The following is a 16,409-nucleotide window of genomic DNA, read 5'->3' as shown; positions in this document are numbered from 1 at the left end:
CCCTATGAAGCTAGCGATGAAGCTGCGCACTCGGCTGTTCCTGAGCATCTCGGCGCTGATCACCGTCGCCTTGCTGGGCCTGATCCTGGGCCTCGTCAGCGTGATGCAGATGGCCAAGACCCAGGAATCGCTGATTCGCAGCAACTTCGTCACCCTGGATCTGGGCCTGAAACTGCGCCAGAGCCTGGGCGACCAGTTGATCATGATGCTGGAACAACGCCCCGACCCCGAGGCGCTGCAAACCTCCAAAAAGCGTTACTTCGACTTACTGGACGAAGGCATCGCCCACGAGCAGCGCGATGGCCGTGGCACCGGTTTCAGCCAGGCGCGCCGCCAGTACCAGGACTTGCTTGAAGCGTTCGACCAATCCCAGCAAGCGTCGCCGCCGCCAGACAGCAAGCAAAAACTCACCGAAACCTTCAATGTGCTGCGCAACGGGCTGATTGCAGAACATAAACAAGCGCTGGAAAACATCAGCGCCAGCGAGCACAAATCCCGCGAGCGCGCCTTGTTGGTCGCGGGTTTGCTGGGGTTGGTGGGGCTTGCGGTGCTGATCATCGGATTTGTCACGGCTCACGGTATCGCCCGGCGGTTTGGCGGACCGATTGAAGCGCTGGCCAAAGCGGCGGACAAGATCGGCCAAGGCGATTTCGAAGTCACGCTGCCGATCTCTTCAGCGGCAGAAATGAACTTGCTGACCCGCCGCTTCGGTCTCATGGCCGAAGCGGTGCGCCAGCATCAGGCGACCAATGTTGACGAACTGCTGGCCGGCCAGCAGCGCCTGCAAGCCGTGCTCGACAGCATCGACGATGGCCTGCTGATGATTGACCGCCAAGGCCGCTTGGAACACCTCAACCCCGTCGCGCAGCGCCAGTTGGGCTGGGACGAGGAACGCCTCGGCCAAGGCCTTGGCGAAGCGCTGATGCGCCCGGAGCTGGATGAGCAGCTACAACTGGTGCTGCGCGGCGGCAACCTGGAGCGGGCGCCGGACGATCTGGAAGTGGAAGTCGAGGGCGAGCTGCGCCTGCTGACCTACAGCCTCACACCGGTCAGCCATACCGAAGGGCATATTCTCGGCGCCGTGATGGTGCTGCACGACGTCACCGAACAGCGCGCCTTCGAACGTGTACGCAGCGAATTCGTCCTGCGCGCCTCCCATGAACTGCGCACGCCGGTGACCGGCATGCACATGGCATTCGGCCTGTTCCGCGAACGTGCGAAGTTTCCGGCGGAGTCCCGCGAAGCGGACCTGCTGGATACGGTCAATGAAGAAATGCAGCGCCTGATGCAGTTGATCAACGACTTGCTCAACTTTTCGCGTTACCAGAACGGCCTGCAGAAACTTACCCTGGGGCCGTGCGACGTGACCGATCTGCTCGAACATGCTCGTGCACGCTTTGTGGAGCCCGCCAACGCGCAGCGGATCGAGTTACTGGTAGAAGTCCAATCCGGCCTGCCGCGGCTGTATGCCGACCAGGCGCAACTGGAGCGCGTGCTCGACAACCTGCTGGGCAATGCCTTGCGCCACACCGCCGACGGCGGGCAGATTCATCTGCAGGCGCGGCGCCATGGCGAGCGGGTCATCATCAGTGTCGAAGACAACGGCGAAGGCATCGCGTATGGCCAGCAAGGGCGCATTTTCGAACCCTTCGTCCAGGTGGGCCGCAAGAAGGGCGGCGCCGGCCTGGGGCTCGCGCTGTGCAAAGAGATCGTGCAATTGCACGGCGGCCGCATGGGCGTGTATTCGCGGCCGGGGCAGGGCACACAGTTCTACATGGCGTTGCCGCTTTAAAACTCAGCGCCGGTTGAGGACACGCAGGATAGCGGCACTTTCGGCATCCGGCTCACCGACGAACAGGGAAGGCCGGAAACGCATCTGGAACGCCGCGATCACGTGGCGCGTTGCGACATCCAGTTCGCCGGTCTGGGGCGTCGGATAACCCAGCAGCGCCAGCTCTTCCTGAAACCAGGCAATGCTCGGCAGTTGCGCAGCATATTGCACCTGGAAACGCGCAACGGCCTGGGCATCCGGCCATACACCCAGACCCTCATCTGCCAGGCGCTTCCAGGGGAACAACGGCCCCGGATCCAGTTTGCGCAGCGGTGCTATATCGCTGTGACCGATGATGTTCTTGGGATCGATGCCATTGCGCTTGCTGATGTCCTTGAGCAGCACAACCAGCGATTTCACCTGGGCCTCGGAGTACGGGTACCACAGGCGGCCTGTGGGCGTGTCCTTGTAGCCAGGGTTTACAATTTCGATCCCGATGGAGCTGGAATTGAGCCACGTACGCCCCATCCACTCGCTTTCTCCCGCGTGCCAGGCGCGCTGGCTTTCGTCCACCAGCTTGTAGATGGTAGCGGAGGCGTCGTCGCCGATCAGGTAATGCGCGCTGACCTCGCCATGGGTCAGCAAGGCCAGGGATCGCTCAAGATTGGTTGAGGTGTAGTGGACGACCACGAACTGCACACGGTTGTCGTGGTTCGCCGAAGGGTGGCTGGTGTCCAGGCGGGGACCGCTGGCGCAGCCGGCGAGCAGGAGAAACACAAAGGCGAAGTACAGGGATTTCATGGCGGTAGGCGGTACGCTGAAGACGATAATGCAACAGTGTAACGTACCGTCCGTGGTCAGACGGTCAAATTACAAAATGGAACATCTTTTACGCCGCCTGCACCTGATTACGCCCCGCCGCCTTGGCCCGATACAGCGCCTCATCCGCACGCTTGAGCGCCAGGTCACTGCGCTCACCCGGCTGGAACTGCGCCACCCCCATGGATACCGTGATGGTCACCGGCTCGCCTTTGAAGTGGAAGGGGCATGCCTCAATGGCGGCACGCAGCACTTCACCCACGCCCAAGGCGTCCGACAGGGATGAATCAGGCATCAGCAACACGAACTCTTCACCGCCAAACCGCGCGATAAAGTCGTTGGGCCGCAGGCGCTTGCGCAGCACATTGGCGATGATCTTCAACACCTTGTCGCCGGCCAGGTGGCCGTAGCCATCGTTGATACGCTTGAAGTGGTCAAGGTCCAGCATCGCCAGCGACAGGCTATTGCCGTGCTGGTGCCAGGCATTGACCTCCTGATCAAGGCGTTCGCTCCAGGCGGCGCGGTTGGGCAAGCCGGTGAGCGGATCGATCAGGGCTTTCTGGCGCTGCACCTCCAGGTGCTCACGATAGCCCTGGGCTTCCTGCTCCATATTGGCAACCCGCTCGGCCAGCCCTTTCAAGCGCGCCGTGACTTCCTGCTCACGCTGGTCACGCTGCTGCTGGTGCTCGTCCATGGTGCCGAGCAAACCCTCAAGATGGCTTTCCAGCACGTGCTTGAGGCTGTCCAGATCCGCAGCTTCCTGCACGCTGCTTTGCAGGCCGTCGACCTGCTCGCGAATCTGCGTGTCCAGCTCCCTGGCGGCGGAGTGGCTGTCAGCATGGCCGTCGCTGGCCACCTGCAGATGGCCCTGGAAGGCTTCGAGACGCTCGTTGAGCTGTTTCAGGTAGGCCTCGAACTCGTGCTGGCCGCTGTCGGTGATCGCCAGCATCAGCACCGCCAGGTCATCAAGGATCGGCAGCAGTTCGTACCAGTTCAACCCGTGGGCCAGGCGCTCGCGCATGGCTTCGGCTTGTGGCTGATGGCGTTCGGGCAGGGACAGCTCTTCCAGCAGGCCGAGCAGGGTGTCTTCAATATGCTTGGCCACGGAGCTGTAGGACGGCTCGGGTGAGTCCGGTAGAGAATAGGGACCGTCCGACTGCAGCTCGTCGGGGTCCGGCTCTTCGGCCTCCAGCACAGGCGGGAGCGAGAGGCTGCCGATGACGGTCTCCTCTGGCGTCTCGACCGCAACCGGTGGTGTCTCTATAAAGGCGGCGAGAGCACTTTCGGTAGCGGGCTCTTGATCCTGTGGCACAGGCTCATCTGGAGCCGACGCTTGGGCCACAGGCGCAGCCTCTTCGGCCCGCTGCGCAGGCGCCTCATACACGAAGGTTTCACTGGTGGCCTTGGCAGGCTCGGGCTGAGCTGCCAGCGGTTCCTGAGCCGGAGGTGCAAAGGCCCGCAAGGCTTGCGTCAGTTCCTCGGATTCTTCGGGCTCCTGAGGCTCAGCGCAGGGCTTGGATACAACGGGCGGCGGCGATGGGCTGGCAACGGGCTCGCCGGCTACCGCTTCGCTCGTGGCCTCCTTGGCCCCAAACAAACGCTGCAACAAACCTGGCCCAGGACGCGTGGTCTCACCGTCCGGCTCCAGGTTATTCAGCGCCTGCCCTTGCAAGCCGCTCAACTCGCTGAGCAACAGAGGAATCTCACGGGCCTGGCTGACGCGGCTATCCAACTGCTTGGCAAAGGTCTTCAGCGGACGTGCCACCTCACGGGGCAACGGCAGCTTTTGCAATTGCGTGACCAGCGACGTCAGCGCGGTGCTGATCTGATCGACACGGGTTTCGCGGCGCTGCTCCGAGTCCAGCACGGCCTTTTCCAGGCGCGGCAGCAAGGCGGCGAGGGCGGCGTCCATGTCGTCGGTGCGCACCACATCGCGCATTTCCTTCATGCATTGGTCAACGGCGCGGTCGGTACCCTCCGCCGCCAGCGTGCTGCGCACCAGCCCACGGCGCAGCAGGTCGAGACGGGCAGCCCAACGCCGTTCGAGCTTTTCTTGTTGCTCGATGCTTAACAGGTATTTTTCTTTCCAGCGCTGGGCGTCGTCGCTCATGCAAGGGGTCCGCTGGTGCCTGGGCTCAATGCGGGTAACGCATCAGCCGTGAGCGAACCCGGCAGACGAATCTCTACTGCGACCGGCAGGTGATCGGAAATCGGCTGCGCCAGCACCTGCACACGTTCCAGTGTGAGGCTCGGGCTGAGCAGAATATGGTCAAGACAGCGCTGCGGGCGCCAACTGGGAAACGTGGCCTCGACTTGCGGCGCCAGCAGCCCGAGGTCGCGCAACGGGGAATTCTGCAGCAGGTCGTTGGCGTGGGTGTTCATATCCCCCATCAATACCTGGTGCTTGTATTTGCCAATCAACTCACGCACGTAAGCCAACTGCAGGTTGCGCGTACGCCCGCCAAGTGCCAGGTGCATCATCACCACCACCAAGGCTTCAGGCCCTTCGCCAAAACGCACGAGGATCGCGCCACGCCCCTTGGGGCCCGGCAACGGATGGTCTTCGATCGCAGTTGGTTTCAAGCGGCTGAGCACACCATTGCTGTGCTGCGCCAGGCGCCCCAAGTTGCGATTGAGTTGCTGATACCAGTAGGGGAAAGCCCCAAGGTGGGCCAGATGCTCCACCTGATTGATGTAGCCCGAGCGTATGCTGCCGCCGTCGGCTTCCTGCAGGGCGACCAGGTCGAAATCATTCAGCAGGTCGCCGATCTTCTGCAGGTTACCGGCCCGCCCGTTGTGGGGCAGCAAGTGCTGCCAGCCACGGGTGAGGTAGTGCCGGTACTTCTCGGTACTGTTACCCACCTGGATATTGAAACTGAGCAGGCGCAGACGATTGTCTGCCGGCAAGCCTGTCGATTCCAGATGATGTTCATTGACCTGCGGGTCATGCAGGCCAACGACACGTTCGGTGGTACCCCAGCGGCGCATGGGAAGCCCCTTACTTGGCTGCGCGCTCTTTGGCGATCAGCTGGTCGGCAACGTTGAGGGTATTTTCAGGACCGCCAGTGGTGCCCAGGTCGAAACGGTATTTACCGTTGACGATCATGGTCGGTACGCCTTGCACGCCGTACTTCTGCGCCAGCTCCTTGGCCTGCTTGATCTGGCCTTGGATGGCGAACGAATTGAAGGTGGCCAGGAACTTGTCCTTGTCGACACCTTGGGTCGCAACGAAGTCAGCCATTTCGTCTGGCTTGGTCAGGCGCTTGCCTTGTTTTTGAATGGCGTCGAATACCGCGTTGTGGACCTTGTGCTCCACACCCATGGCTTCGAGGGTCAGGAACAGTTGGCCGTGGGCATCCCATGGGCCGCCGAACATGGCCGGGATGCGCTTGAAGTTCACGTCTTTCGGCAGCTTCTCAACCCATGGGTTGATGGTTGGCTCAAACGCGTAGCAATGCGGGCAGCCGTACCAGAACAGCTCTACCACTTCGATCTTGCCCGGCACCGAGACAGGCACTGGGTTGGTCAATTCAACGTAGGTTTTACCGGCTTCAAGCGGCACGTCGGCAGCTTGCGCGGTTATGCCGAAGAGGCTGGCAGTGACGAGAGCGGCGCTGAGGATCAGATTACGCATGCTTTACTCCTGGACAAATAAAGTCGCCTCACGCGACCTTTAGATGTGACAGGTCTACGCGGGCATGAGTTCGTTAGTGTAACGGCACCGGCCACAAAAAAGGGCGGCCTGGGCCACCCTTTTTATGCTTGCATCGCGCGATTAATCGAGCGTTAACGTTGAAGGCGCTTAGTGCAGGCCCTGGATGTAACTGGACAGGGCTGCGATGTCTTCGTCGCTCAGCTTGCGGGCGATGGTGCGCATAATCATTGCGTCGCCATCGTTTGCCCGGCCGCCTTCTTCCTTGCGGAAATCCGTCAGTTGCTTGGCAATGTATTGAGCGTGCTGGCCACTCAAGTGTGGAAAGGCCGCAGCCTCAAGACCAGCGCCATTCGGTGAGTGGCAGCCGGTGCAGGCAGGAAGACCTTTATCCAGATTGCCACCGCGGAACAGCTTCTCGCCGCGGGCAACCAACTTAGGATCGGCAGCTCCCACACTGCCTTTCTGCTTGGCAAAATACGCCGCAATGTCTGCCAGGTCCTGATCGCTGGAGTTCGCCAGCAGGCCGGTCATTTCCAGCACCGTTCGCTTGCCGTCCTTGATGTCGTGCAGTTGTTTGGTCAGGTAGCGTTCACCCTGGCCCGCCAGTTTGGGGAAGTTCGGCGCCGGGCTGTTGCCATCCGGCCCGTGGCAAGCACCACATACGGCGGCTTTCGCCTGACCGGCAGCGGCATCACCTTTAAGGGGGCCCTCTGCAGCGACGGCAGCGCCAGTGATGCCCATGGTCAACAGCAGACTCACGATCAGTTTGTTCATCAGCTAATCCAACTACGGCTAAGGGTTTAAGAGTTATCTACCGGGTTTACTCACCGCCAACTCAATGACGGCCTGGTAATCCTCAGTACTGCAGTCCATGCACAAACCACGCGGCGGCATTGCCTTGAAACCCTGGGTCACGTGTTGCATCAGCGTAGCCACGCAAACTCGGTTGTACAGCGCTTCCGGTTCCTGTGTAGCCTGAGCGCCTTAAAGCGGCATCAGGGCACCAAAAGCGAGCAACCATCAGGTCATACATCGACCTTTTCAGGGTTTGAGAGCGTTTTGCGTTCTAATGCGCAATAAAGGTCTTTCGCTCCCGTGTACCTCATCCTTCGCTGGGACAAAGCACACACAAAATCTGCGGCATTATATACTGGCGCTACTGAAACGGAAACGACACCGCTTGCCGCACCCTTTCTCGGCACCGCCCACATCGGAAATCTCATGCAACTCAAGAATCCCATCCTCGGCCTGTGCCAACAGTCCACCTTCATGCTCAGCGCCGCCAAAGTGGACCAATGCCCCGATGACGAGGGCTTTGAAGTCGCCTTTGCCGGCCGTTCCAACGCCGGTAAGTCCAGCGCGCTGAACACCCTGACCCACGCCAGCCTCGCGCGCACCTCTAAAACTCCGGGTCGCACGCAACTGCTCAATTTCTTCAAGCTAGACGATGATCGGCGTCTGGTCGACCTGCCCGGCTACGGTTATGCAAAAGTACCTATCCCGCTGAAGCTGCACTGGCAGCGTCACCTTGAGGCTTACCTGGGTGGCCGGGAGAGTTTGAAGGGATTGATTCTGATGATGGACATCCGTCATCCAATGACCGATTTCGACCTGCTAATGCTCGACTGGGCCGTCGCCAGCGGCATGCCGATGCATATCCTGCTGACCAAGGCCGACAAGCTGACCTACGGCGCCGCCAAGAACACGCTGCTCAAAGTGCAGTCAGAAATCCGCAAGGGTTGGGGCGATGCGATCACCATCCAGCTGTTCTCGGCGCCTAAGCGCATGGGCCTGGAAGACGCCTACACCGTGCTGGCCGGCTGGATGGAATTGGCCGACAAGGGCGCGGAAATCGCGGAGTAACTTTCGCGATTCACTTTCTTGGGGGCAAAAAAAACCCCGGACTTCGTATGGGGAGGGGAAGTTCGGGGTTCAAGTACTGGACCGCTAGGGCGGGGTCCAGATATCTGCCAACACTTAACACAACATAGGAGCATTGAAGGGCTTCACCACCCATTCAGTAACTCTGAGTAGCAGTTCACGGGTTAAGTTCCGACAGGATCAAAAAACTATTGGAAATAACCCACGGCGACTTCTGAACTAAAGCACTCTGCCACCACCGTCGGCGGTGGCAAATGCCCGATATCAGTGGGCTTCGTCCCAATTATCGCCCACGCCCACGTCGACAACCAAAGGCACATCCAACTGTGCTGCCGCGCTCATGTGTTCGCGAATCTTCTCGCTGACTTGCGCGACCAGATCCTCTCGCACCTCCAGCACCAATTCGTCGTGTACCTGCAGGATCACCTTGGCATCCAGGCCCGAGTCGGTCAGCCAGTTGTCCACCAGCACCATGGCTTTCTTGATGATGTCCGCCGCGGTGCCCTGCATCGGCGCGTTGATCGCCGTGCGTTCTGCGGCTGCGCGCTCCTGAGGCTTATTGGAATTGATATCCGGCAGATACAGCCGGCGACCGAAGAAGGTTTCTACATAACCCTGGTCGGCAGCCTGGGCGCGGGTGCGCTCCATGTACTCGCGAACGCCAGGGTAGCGGGCAAAGTACACGTCGATATAGGCCTTGGCCGTCTTGGTATCGACGCCGATGTCCTTGCCGAGTTTTTGCGCGCCCATGCCGTAGATCAGGCCGAAGTTGATCGCCTTGGCGCTGCGACGCTGATTGGACGTGACCTCAGTCAATTCAACCTTAAACACCTCGGCTGCCGTGGCGGTGTGCACGTCCAGATCGTTGCGGAACGCATTCATCAAACCCTCGTCCTTGGACAAGTGCGCCATGATCCGCAGCTCGATCTGCGAATAGTCCGCCGCCAGCAGTTTGTAGCCCTTTGGCGCCACGAATGCCTGACGAATCCGCCGCCCTTCGGCGGTACGCACAGGGATGTTCTGCAGGTTCGGGTCACTGGAAGACAAGCGCCCGGTCGCCGCCACGGCCTGGTGATAAGAGGTGTGAACCCGCCCGGTGCGCGGGTTGATCTGCTCGGGCAGGCGGTCGGTGTAGGTGCTTTTCAGCTTGCTCATGCTGCGGTACTGCATCAATACCTTGGGCAGCGGGTAATCATCTTCGGCCAGCTTGGCCAGCACTTCTTCGGCAGTAGACGCCTGCCCCTTGCCCGTCTTCTTCAGTACCGGCAGGCCCAGCTTTTCATAGAGAATCGCCCCGAGTTGCTTGGGCGAGCCCAGGTTGAACTCCTCACCGGCGATCTCGAATGCCTGGCGCTCCAGCTCTACCATCTTGTTGCCCAACTCGATGCTCTGAACGCCAAGCAACTGGGCATCCACCAAGGCGCCCTGGCGTTCGATACGCGCCAGCACCGGCACCAGAGGGATTTCGATGTCCGTCAGCACACTGGCCAGGCTCGGGATAGCAGCCAACTGCGCGTGCAGCGCCTGGTGCAACCGCAAGGTCACATCCGCATCCTCGGCCGCATAGGGGCCGGCCTGCTCAAGCGCGATCTGGTCGAACGTCAGCTGCTTGGCGCCTTTGCCGGCGATGTCCTGGAAGCTGACGGTGTCGTGGTCCAGGTACTTCTTGGCCAGACTGTCCATATCATGGCGCGTCGCAGTGGAGTTCAACACGTAGGATTCAAGCATTGTGTCGAAGGCGATGCCGCGCACAGTGATGCCATTTGCCGGGTCGCCGCCGATGGCGCAGTTGGCCAGGATGTTCATGTCGAACTTGGCGTGCTGGCCGACCTTCAGCTTGGCCGGATCTTCCAGTAACGGCTTCAACGCCAGCAGTACGGCGTCACGATCAAGCTGTTCCGGCGCGCCGATGTAGGAGTGGGTCAGCGGAATATAGGCCGCCTCATGAGGCTGCACGGCGAAGGAAACGCCAACCAACTGCGCCTGCTGGGCGTCGATTCCGGTGGTTTCGGTGTCGAACGCGAACAACTTCGCGTCGTTGAGCTTCTTCAGCCACAGATCGAACGTGGCTTGGTCGAGAATCGTGGTGTAGGACGTTTCTACCGGCGCCGCGAGCTCAACGGCTGCCTCAACAACGGGCGCCGCCTTCAGCTCAACTCGCTTGGCATCGCGCTGGATCTCATCAATCCAGCTCTTGAACTCCAGCAGCGTGTACAGCTCCAGCAGCTTCTCGCGGTCCGGTTCAATCAGGTGCAAATCGCTCAGGCCTACGTCCAATGGCACATCGATCTTGATCGTCGCCAACTGGTACGAAAGGAACGCCATCTCCCGGTGCTCTTCAAGCTTGGCAGGCAGCGTCTTGGCGCCGCGGATCGGCAGGGTCGGCACAATATCCAACTGTTCATAAAGCTCTTTGAGGCCGCCATTCACACCCACCAGCAAGCCGGAAGCGGTCTTGGGACCGATGCCAGGAACGCCTGGAATGTTGTCGGATGAATCGCCCATCAATGCCAGATAGTCGATGATCTGCTCCGGAGCGACGCCAAATTTCTCCTTTACGCCGTCCACGTCCATGGCGCTACCGGTCATGGTGTTGACCAAGGTAATGTGCCCGTCGACCAGTTGCGCCATGTCCTTGTCGCCGGTGGAGATCACCACCGGACGGTCAGCGGCCGCGCTGCTGCGGGCCAGGGTGCCGATCACGTCATCGGCCTCGACGCCTTCGACGCACAGCAACGGAAAGCCCAGGGCGATCACACTCTGGTGCAGGGGCTCGATCTGCACGCGCATGTCATCGGGCATGCTTGGGCGGTTGGCCTTGTATTCGGCGTACATGTCATCGCGAAAAGTCCCACCCTTGGCGTCGAATACCACGGCGAACGGGCTGTCCGGGTACTGTTTGCGCAGGCTTTTGAGCATGTTCAACACGCCCTTGACCGCACCGGTCGGCAGGCCTTTGGAGGTGGTCAGCGGTGGCAGCGCGTGGAAGGCGCGGTACAGGTAAGAAGAACCGTCCACCAGGACGAGGGGCGCTTGGCTCATGAGCAGGATCAACCTTTTCGGCGGGTCAGGCGCTAGAATAGCCGGACCAATGAAAACAAAGGGACAAGGTTATCATGCGTACATTCAATCGCCTGCTGTTGACTGGCTTGATTGCACTCGCTCCGATGGCTGCCATGGCGGCAGACGATGCGCCTTCGGGCGATCCGGAAGTGACCATTCGCACGGAAGGCGACAAGACCATCCAGGAATACCGCCAAAACGGCTTTTTGTACGCGATCAAGGTCACGCCAAAAGGCGCTCCACCGTATTTCCTGGTACGCGCGGACGGAACCGACGCGAACTTCATCCGTTCTGACCAGCCGGATATGCTGATCCCGTCATGGAAGATCTTCGAATGGAAATGATTTCTTAATTTCAATTGGCGCCGCCCACTGCGGCGCCCGTACTGGCAGTTTTAACCATGTCTGTGTTCACCCCCCTGGCTCGGCCCGAGCTGGAAACCTTTCTCGCCCCTTACGGGCTCGGCCGCCTGCTTGATTTCCAGGGGATTGCTGCCGGTAGCGAAAACACCAATTTCTTTATCAGCCTGGAACAGGGCGAGTTCGTGCTGACCCTGGTTGAGCGTGGCCCTGTCGCCGAGATGCCGTTCTTCATCGAGCTGCTCGACGTGCTCCACGACGCCGACCTGCCCGTGCCTTACGCCCTGCGCACCATCGACGGTCTGGCATTGCGCGAACTCAAAGGCAAACCGGCGCTGCTGCAACCGCGCCTGGCCGGCAAGCACATCAAGGAAGCCAACGCGCAACATTGCGCCCAGGTGGGGGAGTTGCTTGGCCACCTGCACCTGGCGACCCAAGGCGAAAAGGTGCTGGAGCGCAAGACCGATCGCGGCCTGGACTGGATGCTCAGCGAAGGCGCGCAGTTGATTTCGCACCTGAATGACGCACAGCAGCGCCTGCTGCAAGATGCATTGGATGAGATTGCGGCGCACAAAGCGCACATCCTCACCCTGCCACGCGCCAACGTCCACGCCGACTTATTCCGTGATAACGCGATGTTCGAAGGCACTCACCTGACGGGCCTGATCGACTTCTACAACGCCTGCTCGGGCCCGATGCTCTACGACGTGGCCATCGCCCTGAATGACTGGTGTTCGGATGCCGATGGCGTCATCGACGGGCAACGCGCTCGTGCATTGTTGGGCGCTTACGCTGGACTGCGGCCGTTTACCGCGAAGGAAGCCGAGTTGTGGCCGACGATGCTGCGCGTGGCATGCGTGCGGTTCTGGCTGTCACGCCTGATTGCCGCAGAGTCGTTTGCCGGACAGGATGTGTTGATTCATGACCCTGCGGAGTTTGAGCATCGGCTGGCGCAACGCCAACAGGTCACTGTCCAACTGCCGTTCGCGCTCTAAAAATGTGGGAGGGGCTTGCCCCCTCCCACATTTGATCTGCGCTGTGGGTTACAGCGATTCCAGGCACCCAGCCAAATCATTCCCCAGCTTATCCAGCACCTGCTCATAACCCTGAGCTGTCGCCGGGGTGTACCCGCCCAACGCATCCAATTCCGCCAGCTTCACCGGCAGCCCAGCCACCAGCGTCTCGGCCAAACGCGGGCGCAACGGCGGCTCGCTGAACACACACGTCTTGCCCACTTCCTGCAATCGCGTGCGCATTGCCGCCACATGCTGGGCGCCTGGCTGCACTTCGGCCGCGACGCTGAATACACCCGCGTGCTTCAAGCCGTAAGCTTCTTCGAAGTAATCAAAGGCTTCATGGAACACGAAGTAAGGCTTGCCAGCGATGCCCGCCATACGCTTCTTCAGTCGGGCATCCAACGCGTCCAATCGACCCTCGAAGGCTCGCGCGTTACTTTGATAACGCTCCGCATTCTGCGGGTCGGCTGCGCTCAGGTCCGCGGCCATGCGCGCCGCGATCACCCGCGCATTCACCGTGGACAACCACAAATGCGCATCCAAGCTGCCTGGGCGGTGATCGTGGTCATGTTCGTCGGCATCGTCGGCGTGGGAATGGCTATCTTCGCCGAAACGACGCAATTTCATTCCCGGAAGATCTTGCACCGCTACCGTGGTCGCCGTGCGACCTTTCAGCACGCGAGGCAGAAAACTCTCCATATCCGGCCCGATCCAATACAGCAGATCCACCGACTGCACACGCCGTACGTCGGATGGGCGCAACGCGAAGTTATGCGGCGATGCACCGGGCGGCAACAGCACCTCCGGAACAGCCACACCGTCCTGCACAGCCGTGGCAATCAGTTGCAGTGGCTTGATGCTGGTGAGTACCCGGACCTCGGCCTGAACTGGGCCTGTGATAAACAAACTGGTGATAAAAACGACAAAAACGGGAAAAAGTCGGGACACGATGACCACTCAATGGCGTAGGAACGGGTAACATAATAACGTCTCTATCAAATGTCTGTCGCCGCTCATGCCTAAAACACCGCTTGCCAGCCGTCCCCACGACCACTCTCACTGCGTGCACACTGCGCTGTCGGAAGCCGACACTCTCTGTGCGCAGAAGGGCCTGCGCCTTACCGCCTTGCGTCGCCGGGTGCTGGAACTGGTGTGGCAGAGCCATAAGCCGCTGGGCGCCTACGACATCCTGGGCGTGCTCAGCGAGCAGGACGGCCGCCGCGCCGCGCCGCCCACCGTGTACCGCGCGCTGGATTTCCTGCTGGAAAACGGCCTGGTGCACCGCATCGCCTCGCTCAATGCCTTTGTTGGCTGCAACCACCCGGAACACGCGCACCAGGGCCAGTTCCTGATCTGCCGCGAGTGCCACGCCGCCATCGAGCTTGAACAAAAAAGCATCAGTGACGCGATTATCAAAAGCTCCGCCGACGTCGGGTTCAAGGTCGAGGGGCAAACGGTCGAAGTGGTCGGCCTGTGCTCGGGCTGCCAGGGGGCTTGATGAGCAACGCGTTAATCCGCTTGGAGCAGGTTGGGGTCACGTTCGCCGGGCAAAATGTGCTGGATAACATCGCACTGAGCGTAGAGCCGGGGCAGATCGTTACCCTGATCGGCCCGAATGGCGCCGGCAAGACCACCTTGGTGCGTGCCGTGCTTGGCCTGCTCAAGCCCGACACCGGCAGCGTGTGGCGCAAGCCCAAGCTGCGCGTCGGCTACATGCCGCAGAAACTGCACGTCGATCCAACCTTGCCGCTCTCCGTGCTGCGCTTCCTGCGCCTGGTGCCCGGCGTAGATCGTGTCCGCGCACAAGCTGCACTCAAGGAAGTCGGTGCCGAACAGGTGATCGACAGCCCCGTGCAAAGCATCTCCGGTGGCGAAATGCAGCGCGTGCTGCTGGCCCGCGCCCTGTTGCGCGAGCCAGAACTGCTGGTACTCGATGAACCCGTACAGGGCGTCGACGTCGCAGGCCAGGCCGAGCTGTACAGCCTCATCACTCGCCTGCGCGACCGCCATGGCTGCGGCGTGCTGATGGTCTCCCATGATTTGCACCTGGTGATGAGCACCACCGACCAGGTGGTATGCCTCAACCGCCACGTGTGCTGTTCCGGCCACCCGGAACAGGTCAGCGGCGACCCGGCGTTTGTCGAGTTGTTCGGCAAGAACGCCCAGAGCCTGGCGATCTACCACCACCATCACGACCACGCCCATGATCTGCATGGCGCAGTCGTGGACGATAGCGCGACGCCCCACACCCACGTTCATGGAGATGGCTGCAAGCATGGCTGATTTTCTGCTTTACGCCCTGCTGGCAGGATTGGCTCTGGCGCTGGTGGCAGGCCCACTGGGCTCGTTCGTGGTCTGGCGGCGCATGGCGTACTTTGGCGACACCTTGTCCCACGCCGCGTTGCTGGGCGTGGCCATGGGCTTCTTGCTGGATGTGAGCCCGACCATCGCCGTGACTGTAGGCTGCCTGCTGCTGGCGGTACTGCTGGTGACCCTGCAACAGCGCCAGCCACTGGCCTCGGACACCCTGCTGGGCATCCTGGCGCCGAGCACACTGTCCTTGGGCCTGGTAGTACTGAGCTTCATGCATGAAGTGCGCATCGACTTGATGGCCTATCTGTTCGGCGATCTGTTGGCCATCAGCCCCACCGATCTTGCCTGGATCCTCGGCGGCAGTGCAGCCGTGCTGGTGCTGCTGGTTGCCCTGTGGCGCCCGCTGCTGGCAATCACGGTGCACGAAGAATTGGCCAGGGTCGAAGGCCTGCCCGTGTCGGGGTTGCGCATGGCCCTGATGCTGTTGATCGCCGTGGTGATCGCTGTCGCGATGAAGATTGTCGGCGTATTGTTGATCACGTCGCTGCTGATCATTCCCGCCGCCGCCGCCCAACGCCACGCCCGCTCACCCGAGCAGATGGCAATTGGCGCCAGCCTGCTGGGGATGCTGGCAGTGTGCGGGGGCCTGGCGCTGTCCTGGTTCAAGGACACGCCGGCTGGGCCGTCGATTGTGGTCGCGGCGGCCGCCCTGTTTCTGCTGAGTTTTGTCCTGCCCCGTCGAGGGGTGTAGACTTGCTCGCTTTTTGCGCAAATAGAGAGTCGCAGGAATGAAGCTGTTCACCTCCCGTTATCTGCTCCTTGCCGCATTTTCCCTGCTGCTGGGCGCCTGTCAAAGCACACCGCCCGCCGCCCCCGAGGCCACGGACCCGCGTGCTGCCGCCATCGCGCAGCTGGAGCAAAACCTCGCCAGCAGCGAGCTTGCCACTGCCGAAGACCAACTGGCCACGCTACAGGCCCAGTCGCCCAACGACCCGACGCTGGAGCCTTACCAGCGCCAATTGGCCGAAGCCTACCTGCAGCGCAGCCAGATCGTGCTGCAAAAAGGTGACGTCAATGCCGCCGCCACCGCCCTGAGCCGCGCCCGCGCGCTGATGCCCAAGGCACCGGCCCTGACCGGCGGCGTCAACAGCGCTATCACCCACGCCCGCAAGGTCGAACTGGATAAAGCCGAAGAGGCCCTCAAAGCCGCCGAAGCCAAACCCGCCGCCAAGGTCATCGACCCGGCAGCGCCCAGCACCACGGTGGCCTTGAACCTCACCAATATCGAAGAGCTGCGCCATCAGTTGGACGCAATCGCCACCGACGTGGTGAATTACCAGTGTGACGTGAGCATCCAGGCGCCGCGCACCGAAGATTACCCGTGGTTGGCCACGTTGCTGACCAAACGGGTGAAGCACATTGATTCGGCGTATGAACTGAAGATTCACCGGCAGATTCTGAAGAACATTCCGGCGCAGGTGGTTTTGATTCCGCGCAAGGCGGAGTGAAGCCATCGGGGGCAAGTCGAATCG

Annotated in this window: 15 protein-coding genes and 1 pseudogene; 8 read left to right on the top strand and 8 right to left on the bottom strand. The window is 61.0% G+C overall.

The annotated features are described in order from the left end of the window. The first annotated feature begins 4 nt into the window (after positions 1-4). The gene (locus AB3G88_RS00430) at positions 5-1,792 is read left to right on the top strand and encodes an ATP-binding protein (protein ID WP_191946619.1); all 1,788 of its coding nucleotides are present in this window, start codon (positions 5-7) and stop codon (positions 1,790-1,792) included. 3 nt (positions 1,793-1,795) lie between these two features. Here AB3G88_RS00430 and AB3G88_RS00425 read toward each other — a convergent pair whose 3' ends face one another. The 6 genes and pseudogenes from AB3G88_RS00425 to AB3G88_RS00400 all read right to left on the bottom strand — a co-directional run bounded on the left by AB3G88_RS00425 (position 1,796) and on the right by AB3G88_RS00400 (position 7,241). Further along, positions 1,796-2,572, bottom strand: coding sequence for an N-acetylmuramoyl-L-alanine amidase (locus tag AB3G88_RS00425; RefSeq protein WP_099586210.1), 777 nt, complete (start codon positions 2,570-2,572; stop codon positions 1,796-1,798). Between the two features lie 88 nt (positions 2,573-2,660). Beyond that, positions 2,661-4,700, bottom strand: a complete 2,040-nt coding sequence (locus AB3G88_RS00420) for a GGDEF domain-containing protein (RefSeq protein ID WP_480452724.1) — start codon at positions 4,698-4,700, stop codon at positions 2,661-2,663. Further along, entirely contained in the window at positions 4,697-5,578 is an 882-nt protein-coding gene (locus tag AB3G88_RS00415; RefSeq protein WP_099586208.1) for an endonuclease/exonuclease/phosphatase family protein, read from the bottom strand. Before AB3G88_RS00415 ends, AB3G88_RS00420 begins: the two co-directional genes overlap by 4 nt. Before the next feature lie 10 nt (positions 5,579-5,588). After that, positions 5,589-6,224: a thiol:disulfide interchange protein DsbA gene (gene dsbA / locus AB3G88_RS00410; protein ID WP_480452722.1), complete on the bottom strand. Its 636-nt coding sequence runs from the start codon at positions 6,222-6,224 to the stop codon at positions 5,589-5,591. A 168-nt stretch (positions 6,225-6,392) separates the two neighbouring features. Continuing rightward, on the bottom strand, positions 6,393-7,019 hold the full coding sequence (locus AB3G88_RS00405) for a c-type cytochrome (RefSeq protein ID WP_099586206.1): 627 nt from the start codon (positions 7,017-7,019) through the stop codon (positions 6,393-6,395). A gap of 33 nt (positions 7,020-7,052) precedes the next feature. Next, positions 7,053-7,241, bottom strand: a pseudogene (locus tag AB3G88_RS00400) (c-type cytochrome). 225 nt (positions 7,242-7,466) lie between these two features. Here AB3G88_RS00400 and yihA point away from each other — a divergent pair. Then, a complete protein-coding gene (yihA, locus tag AB3G88_RS00395) occupies positions 7,467-8,108 on the top strand; it encodes a ribosome biogenesis GTP-binding protein YihA/YsxC (protein WP_042943980.1) in 642 nt (213 codons plus the stop codon). A 282-nt stretch (positions 8,109-8,390) separates the two neighbouring features. Here yihA and polA read toward each other — a convergent pair whose 3' ends face one another. Then, positions 8,391-11,168, bottom strand: coding sequence for a DNA polymerase I (gene polA, locus AB3G88_RS00390; protein WP_099586205.1), 2,778 nt, complete (start codon positions 11,166-11,168; stop codon positions 8,391-8,393). A 74-nt stretch (positions 11,169-11,242) separates the two neighbouring features. On the opposite strand from polA, the gene AB3G88_RS00385 reads away from it, so the two are divergent. Together AB3G88_RS00385 and AB3G88_RS00380 are read left to right on the top strand one after the other, a co-directional pair. Beyond that, entirely contained in the window at positions 11,243-11,533 is a 291-nt protein-coding gene (locus AB3G88_RS00385; RefSeq protein WP_017528747.1) for a DUF2782 domain-containing protein, read from the top strand. A 56-nt stretch (positions 11,534-11,589) separates the two neighbouring features. Next, positions 11,590-12,543, top strand: coding sequence for a homoserine kinase (locus tag AB3G88_RS00380; RefSeq protein WP_480452718.1), 954 nt, complete (start codon positions 11,590-11,592; stop codon positions 12,541-12,543). 48 nt (positions 12,544-12,591) lie between these two features. On the opposite strand, the gene AB3G88_RS00375 is transcribed toward AB3G88_RS00380, so the two are convergent. Continuing rightward, positions 12,592-13,521 (bottom strand): metal ABC transporter solute-binding protein, Zn/Mn family, encoded by a 930-nt coding sequence (locus AB3G88_RS00375; protein WP_191946623.1) that lies wholly within the window; start codon positions 13,519-13,521, stop codon positions 12,592-12,594. A gap of 58 nt (positions 13,522-13,579) precedes the next feature. Between AB3G88_RS00375 and zur the strand changes: the two genes are divergently transcribed. From zur to AB3G88_RS00355, 4 genes are read left to right on the top strand one after another with little or no spacing between them, the layout of a single operon-like run. Next, positions 13,580-14,062 carry a zinc uptake transcriptional repressor Zur gene (gene zur, locus AB3G88_RS00370; RefSeq protein ID WP_017528744.1) on the top strand — a complete coding sequence of 161 codons (483 nt, stop codon included), beginning with the start codon at positions 13,580-13,582 and terminating at the stop codon, positions 14,060-14,062. Beyond that, positions 14,062-14,847, top strand: coding sequence for a zinc ABC transporter ATP-binding protein ZnuC (gene znuC, locus AB3G88_RS00365; protein ID WP_099586201.1), 786 nt, complete (start codon positions 14,062-14,064; stop codon positions 14,845-14,847). Before zur ends, znuC begins: the two co-directional genes overlap by 1 nt. Continuing rightward, positions 14,840-15,628, top strand: coding sequence for a zinc ABC transporter permease subunit ZnuB (gene znuB, locus AB3G88_RS00360; RefSeq protein ID WP_099586200.1), 789 nt, complete (start codon positions 14,840-14,842; stop codon positions 15,626-15,628). The genes znuC and znuB overlap by 8 nt, the downstream gene beginning before the upstream one ends. A 37-nt stretch (positions 15,629-15,665) precedes the next feature. Further along, complete coding sequence (locus AB3G88_RS00355; protein ID WP_158879305.1) at positions 15,666-16,385, top strand: PA5502 family lipoprotein; 720 nt, start codon at positions 15,666-15,668, stop codon at positions 16,383-16,385. Positions 16,386-16,409: the final 24 nt, after the last annotated feature.

This window comes from Pseudomonas arvensis (assembly GCF_056688935.1).
This window is presented reverse-complemented; position numbering and strand designations above follow the sequence as displayed.

Excerpts from the sequence above, each read along its gene's own strand:
- dsbA (WP_480452722.1), bottom strand. The coding sequence starts at position 6,224 with ATGCGTAATCTGATCCTCAGCGCCGCTCTCGTCACTGCCAGCCTCTTC.
- AB3G88_RS00380 (WP_480452718.1), top strand. The coding sequence starts at position 11,590 with ATGTCTGTGTTCACCCCCCTGGCTCGGCCCGAGCTGGAAACCTTTCTC.
- polA (WP_099586205.1), bottom strand. The coding sequence starts at position 11,168 with ATGAGCCAAGCGCCCCTCGTCCTGGTGGACGGTTCTTCTTACCTGTAC.
- AB3G88_RS00355 (WP_158879305.1), top strand. The coding sequence starts at position 15,666 with ATGAAGCTGTTCACCTCCCGTTATCTGCTCCTTGCCGCATTTTCCCTG.
- AB3G88_RS00420 (WP_480452724.1), bottom strand. The coding sequence starts at position 4,700 with ATGAGCGACGACGCCCAGCGCTGGAAAGAAAAATACCTGTTAAGCATC.
- AB3G88_RS00430 (WP_191946619.1), top strand. The coding sequence starts at position 5 with ATGAAGCTAGCGATGAAGCTGCGCACTCGGCTGTTCCTGAGCATCTCG.
- AB3G88_RS00385 (WP_017528747.1), top strand. The coding sequence starts at position 11,243 with ATGCGTACATTCAATCGCCTGCTGTTGACTGGCTTGATTGCACTCGCT.
- znuC (WP_099586201.1), top strand. The coding sequence starts at position 14,062 with ATGAGCAACGCGTTAATCCGCTTGGAGCAGGTTGGGGTCACGTTCGCC.
- AB3G88_RS00415 (WP_099586208.1), bottom strand. The coding sequence starts at position 5,578 with ATGCGCCGCTGGGGTACCACCGAACGTGTCGTTGGCCTGCATGACCCG.
- zur (WP_017528744.1), top strand. The coding sequence starts at position 13,580 with ATGCCTAAAACACCGCTTGCCAGCCGTCCCCACGACCACTCTCACTGC.
- znuB (WP_099586200.1), top strand. The coding sequence starts at position 14,840 with ATGGCTGATTTTCTGCTTTACGCCCTGCTGGCAGGATTGGCTCTGGCG.
- AB3G88_RS00425 (WP_099586210.1), bottom strand. The coding sequence starts at position 2,572 with ATGAAATCCCTGTACTTCGCCTTTGTGTTTCTCCTGCTCGCCGGCTGC.
- yihA (WP_042943980.1), top strand. The coding sequence starts at position 7,467 with ATGCAACTCAAGAATCCCATCCTCGGCCTGTGCCAACAGTCCACCTTC.
- AB3G88_RS00405 (WP_099586206.1), bottom strand. The coding sequence starts at position 7,019 with ATGAACAAACTGATCGTGAGTCTGCTGTTGACCATGGGCATCACTGGC.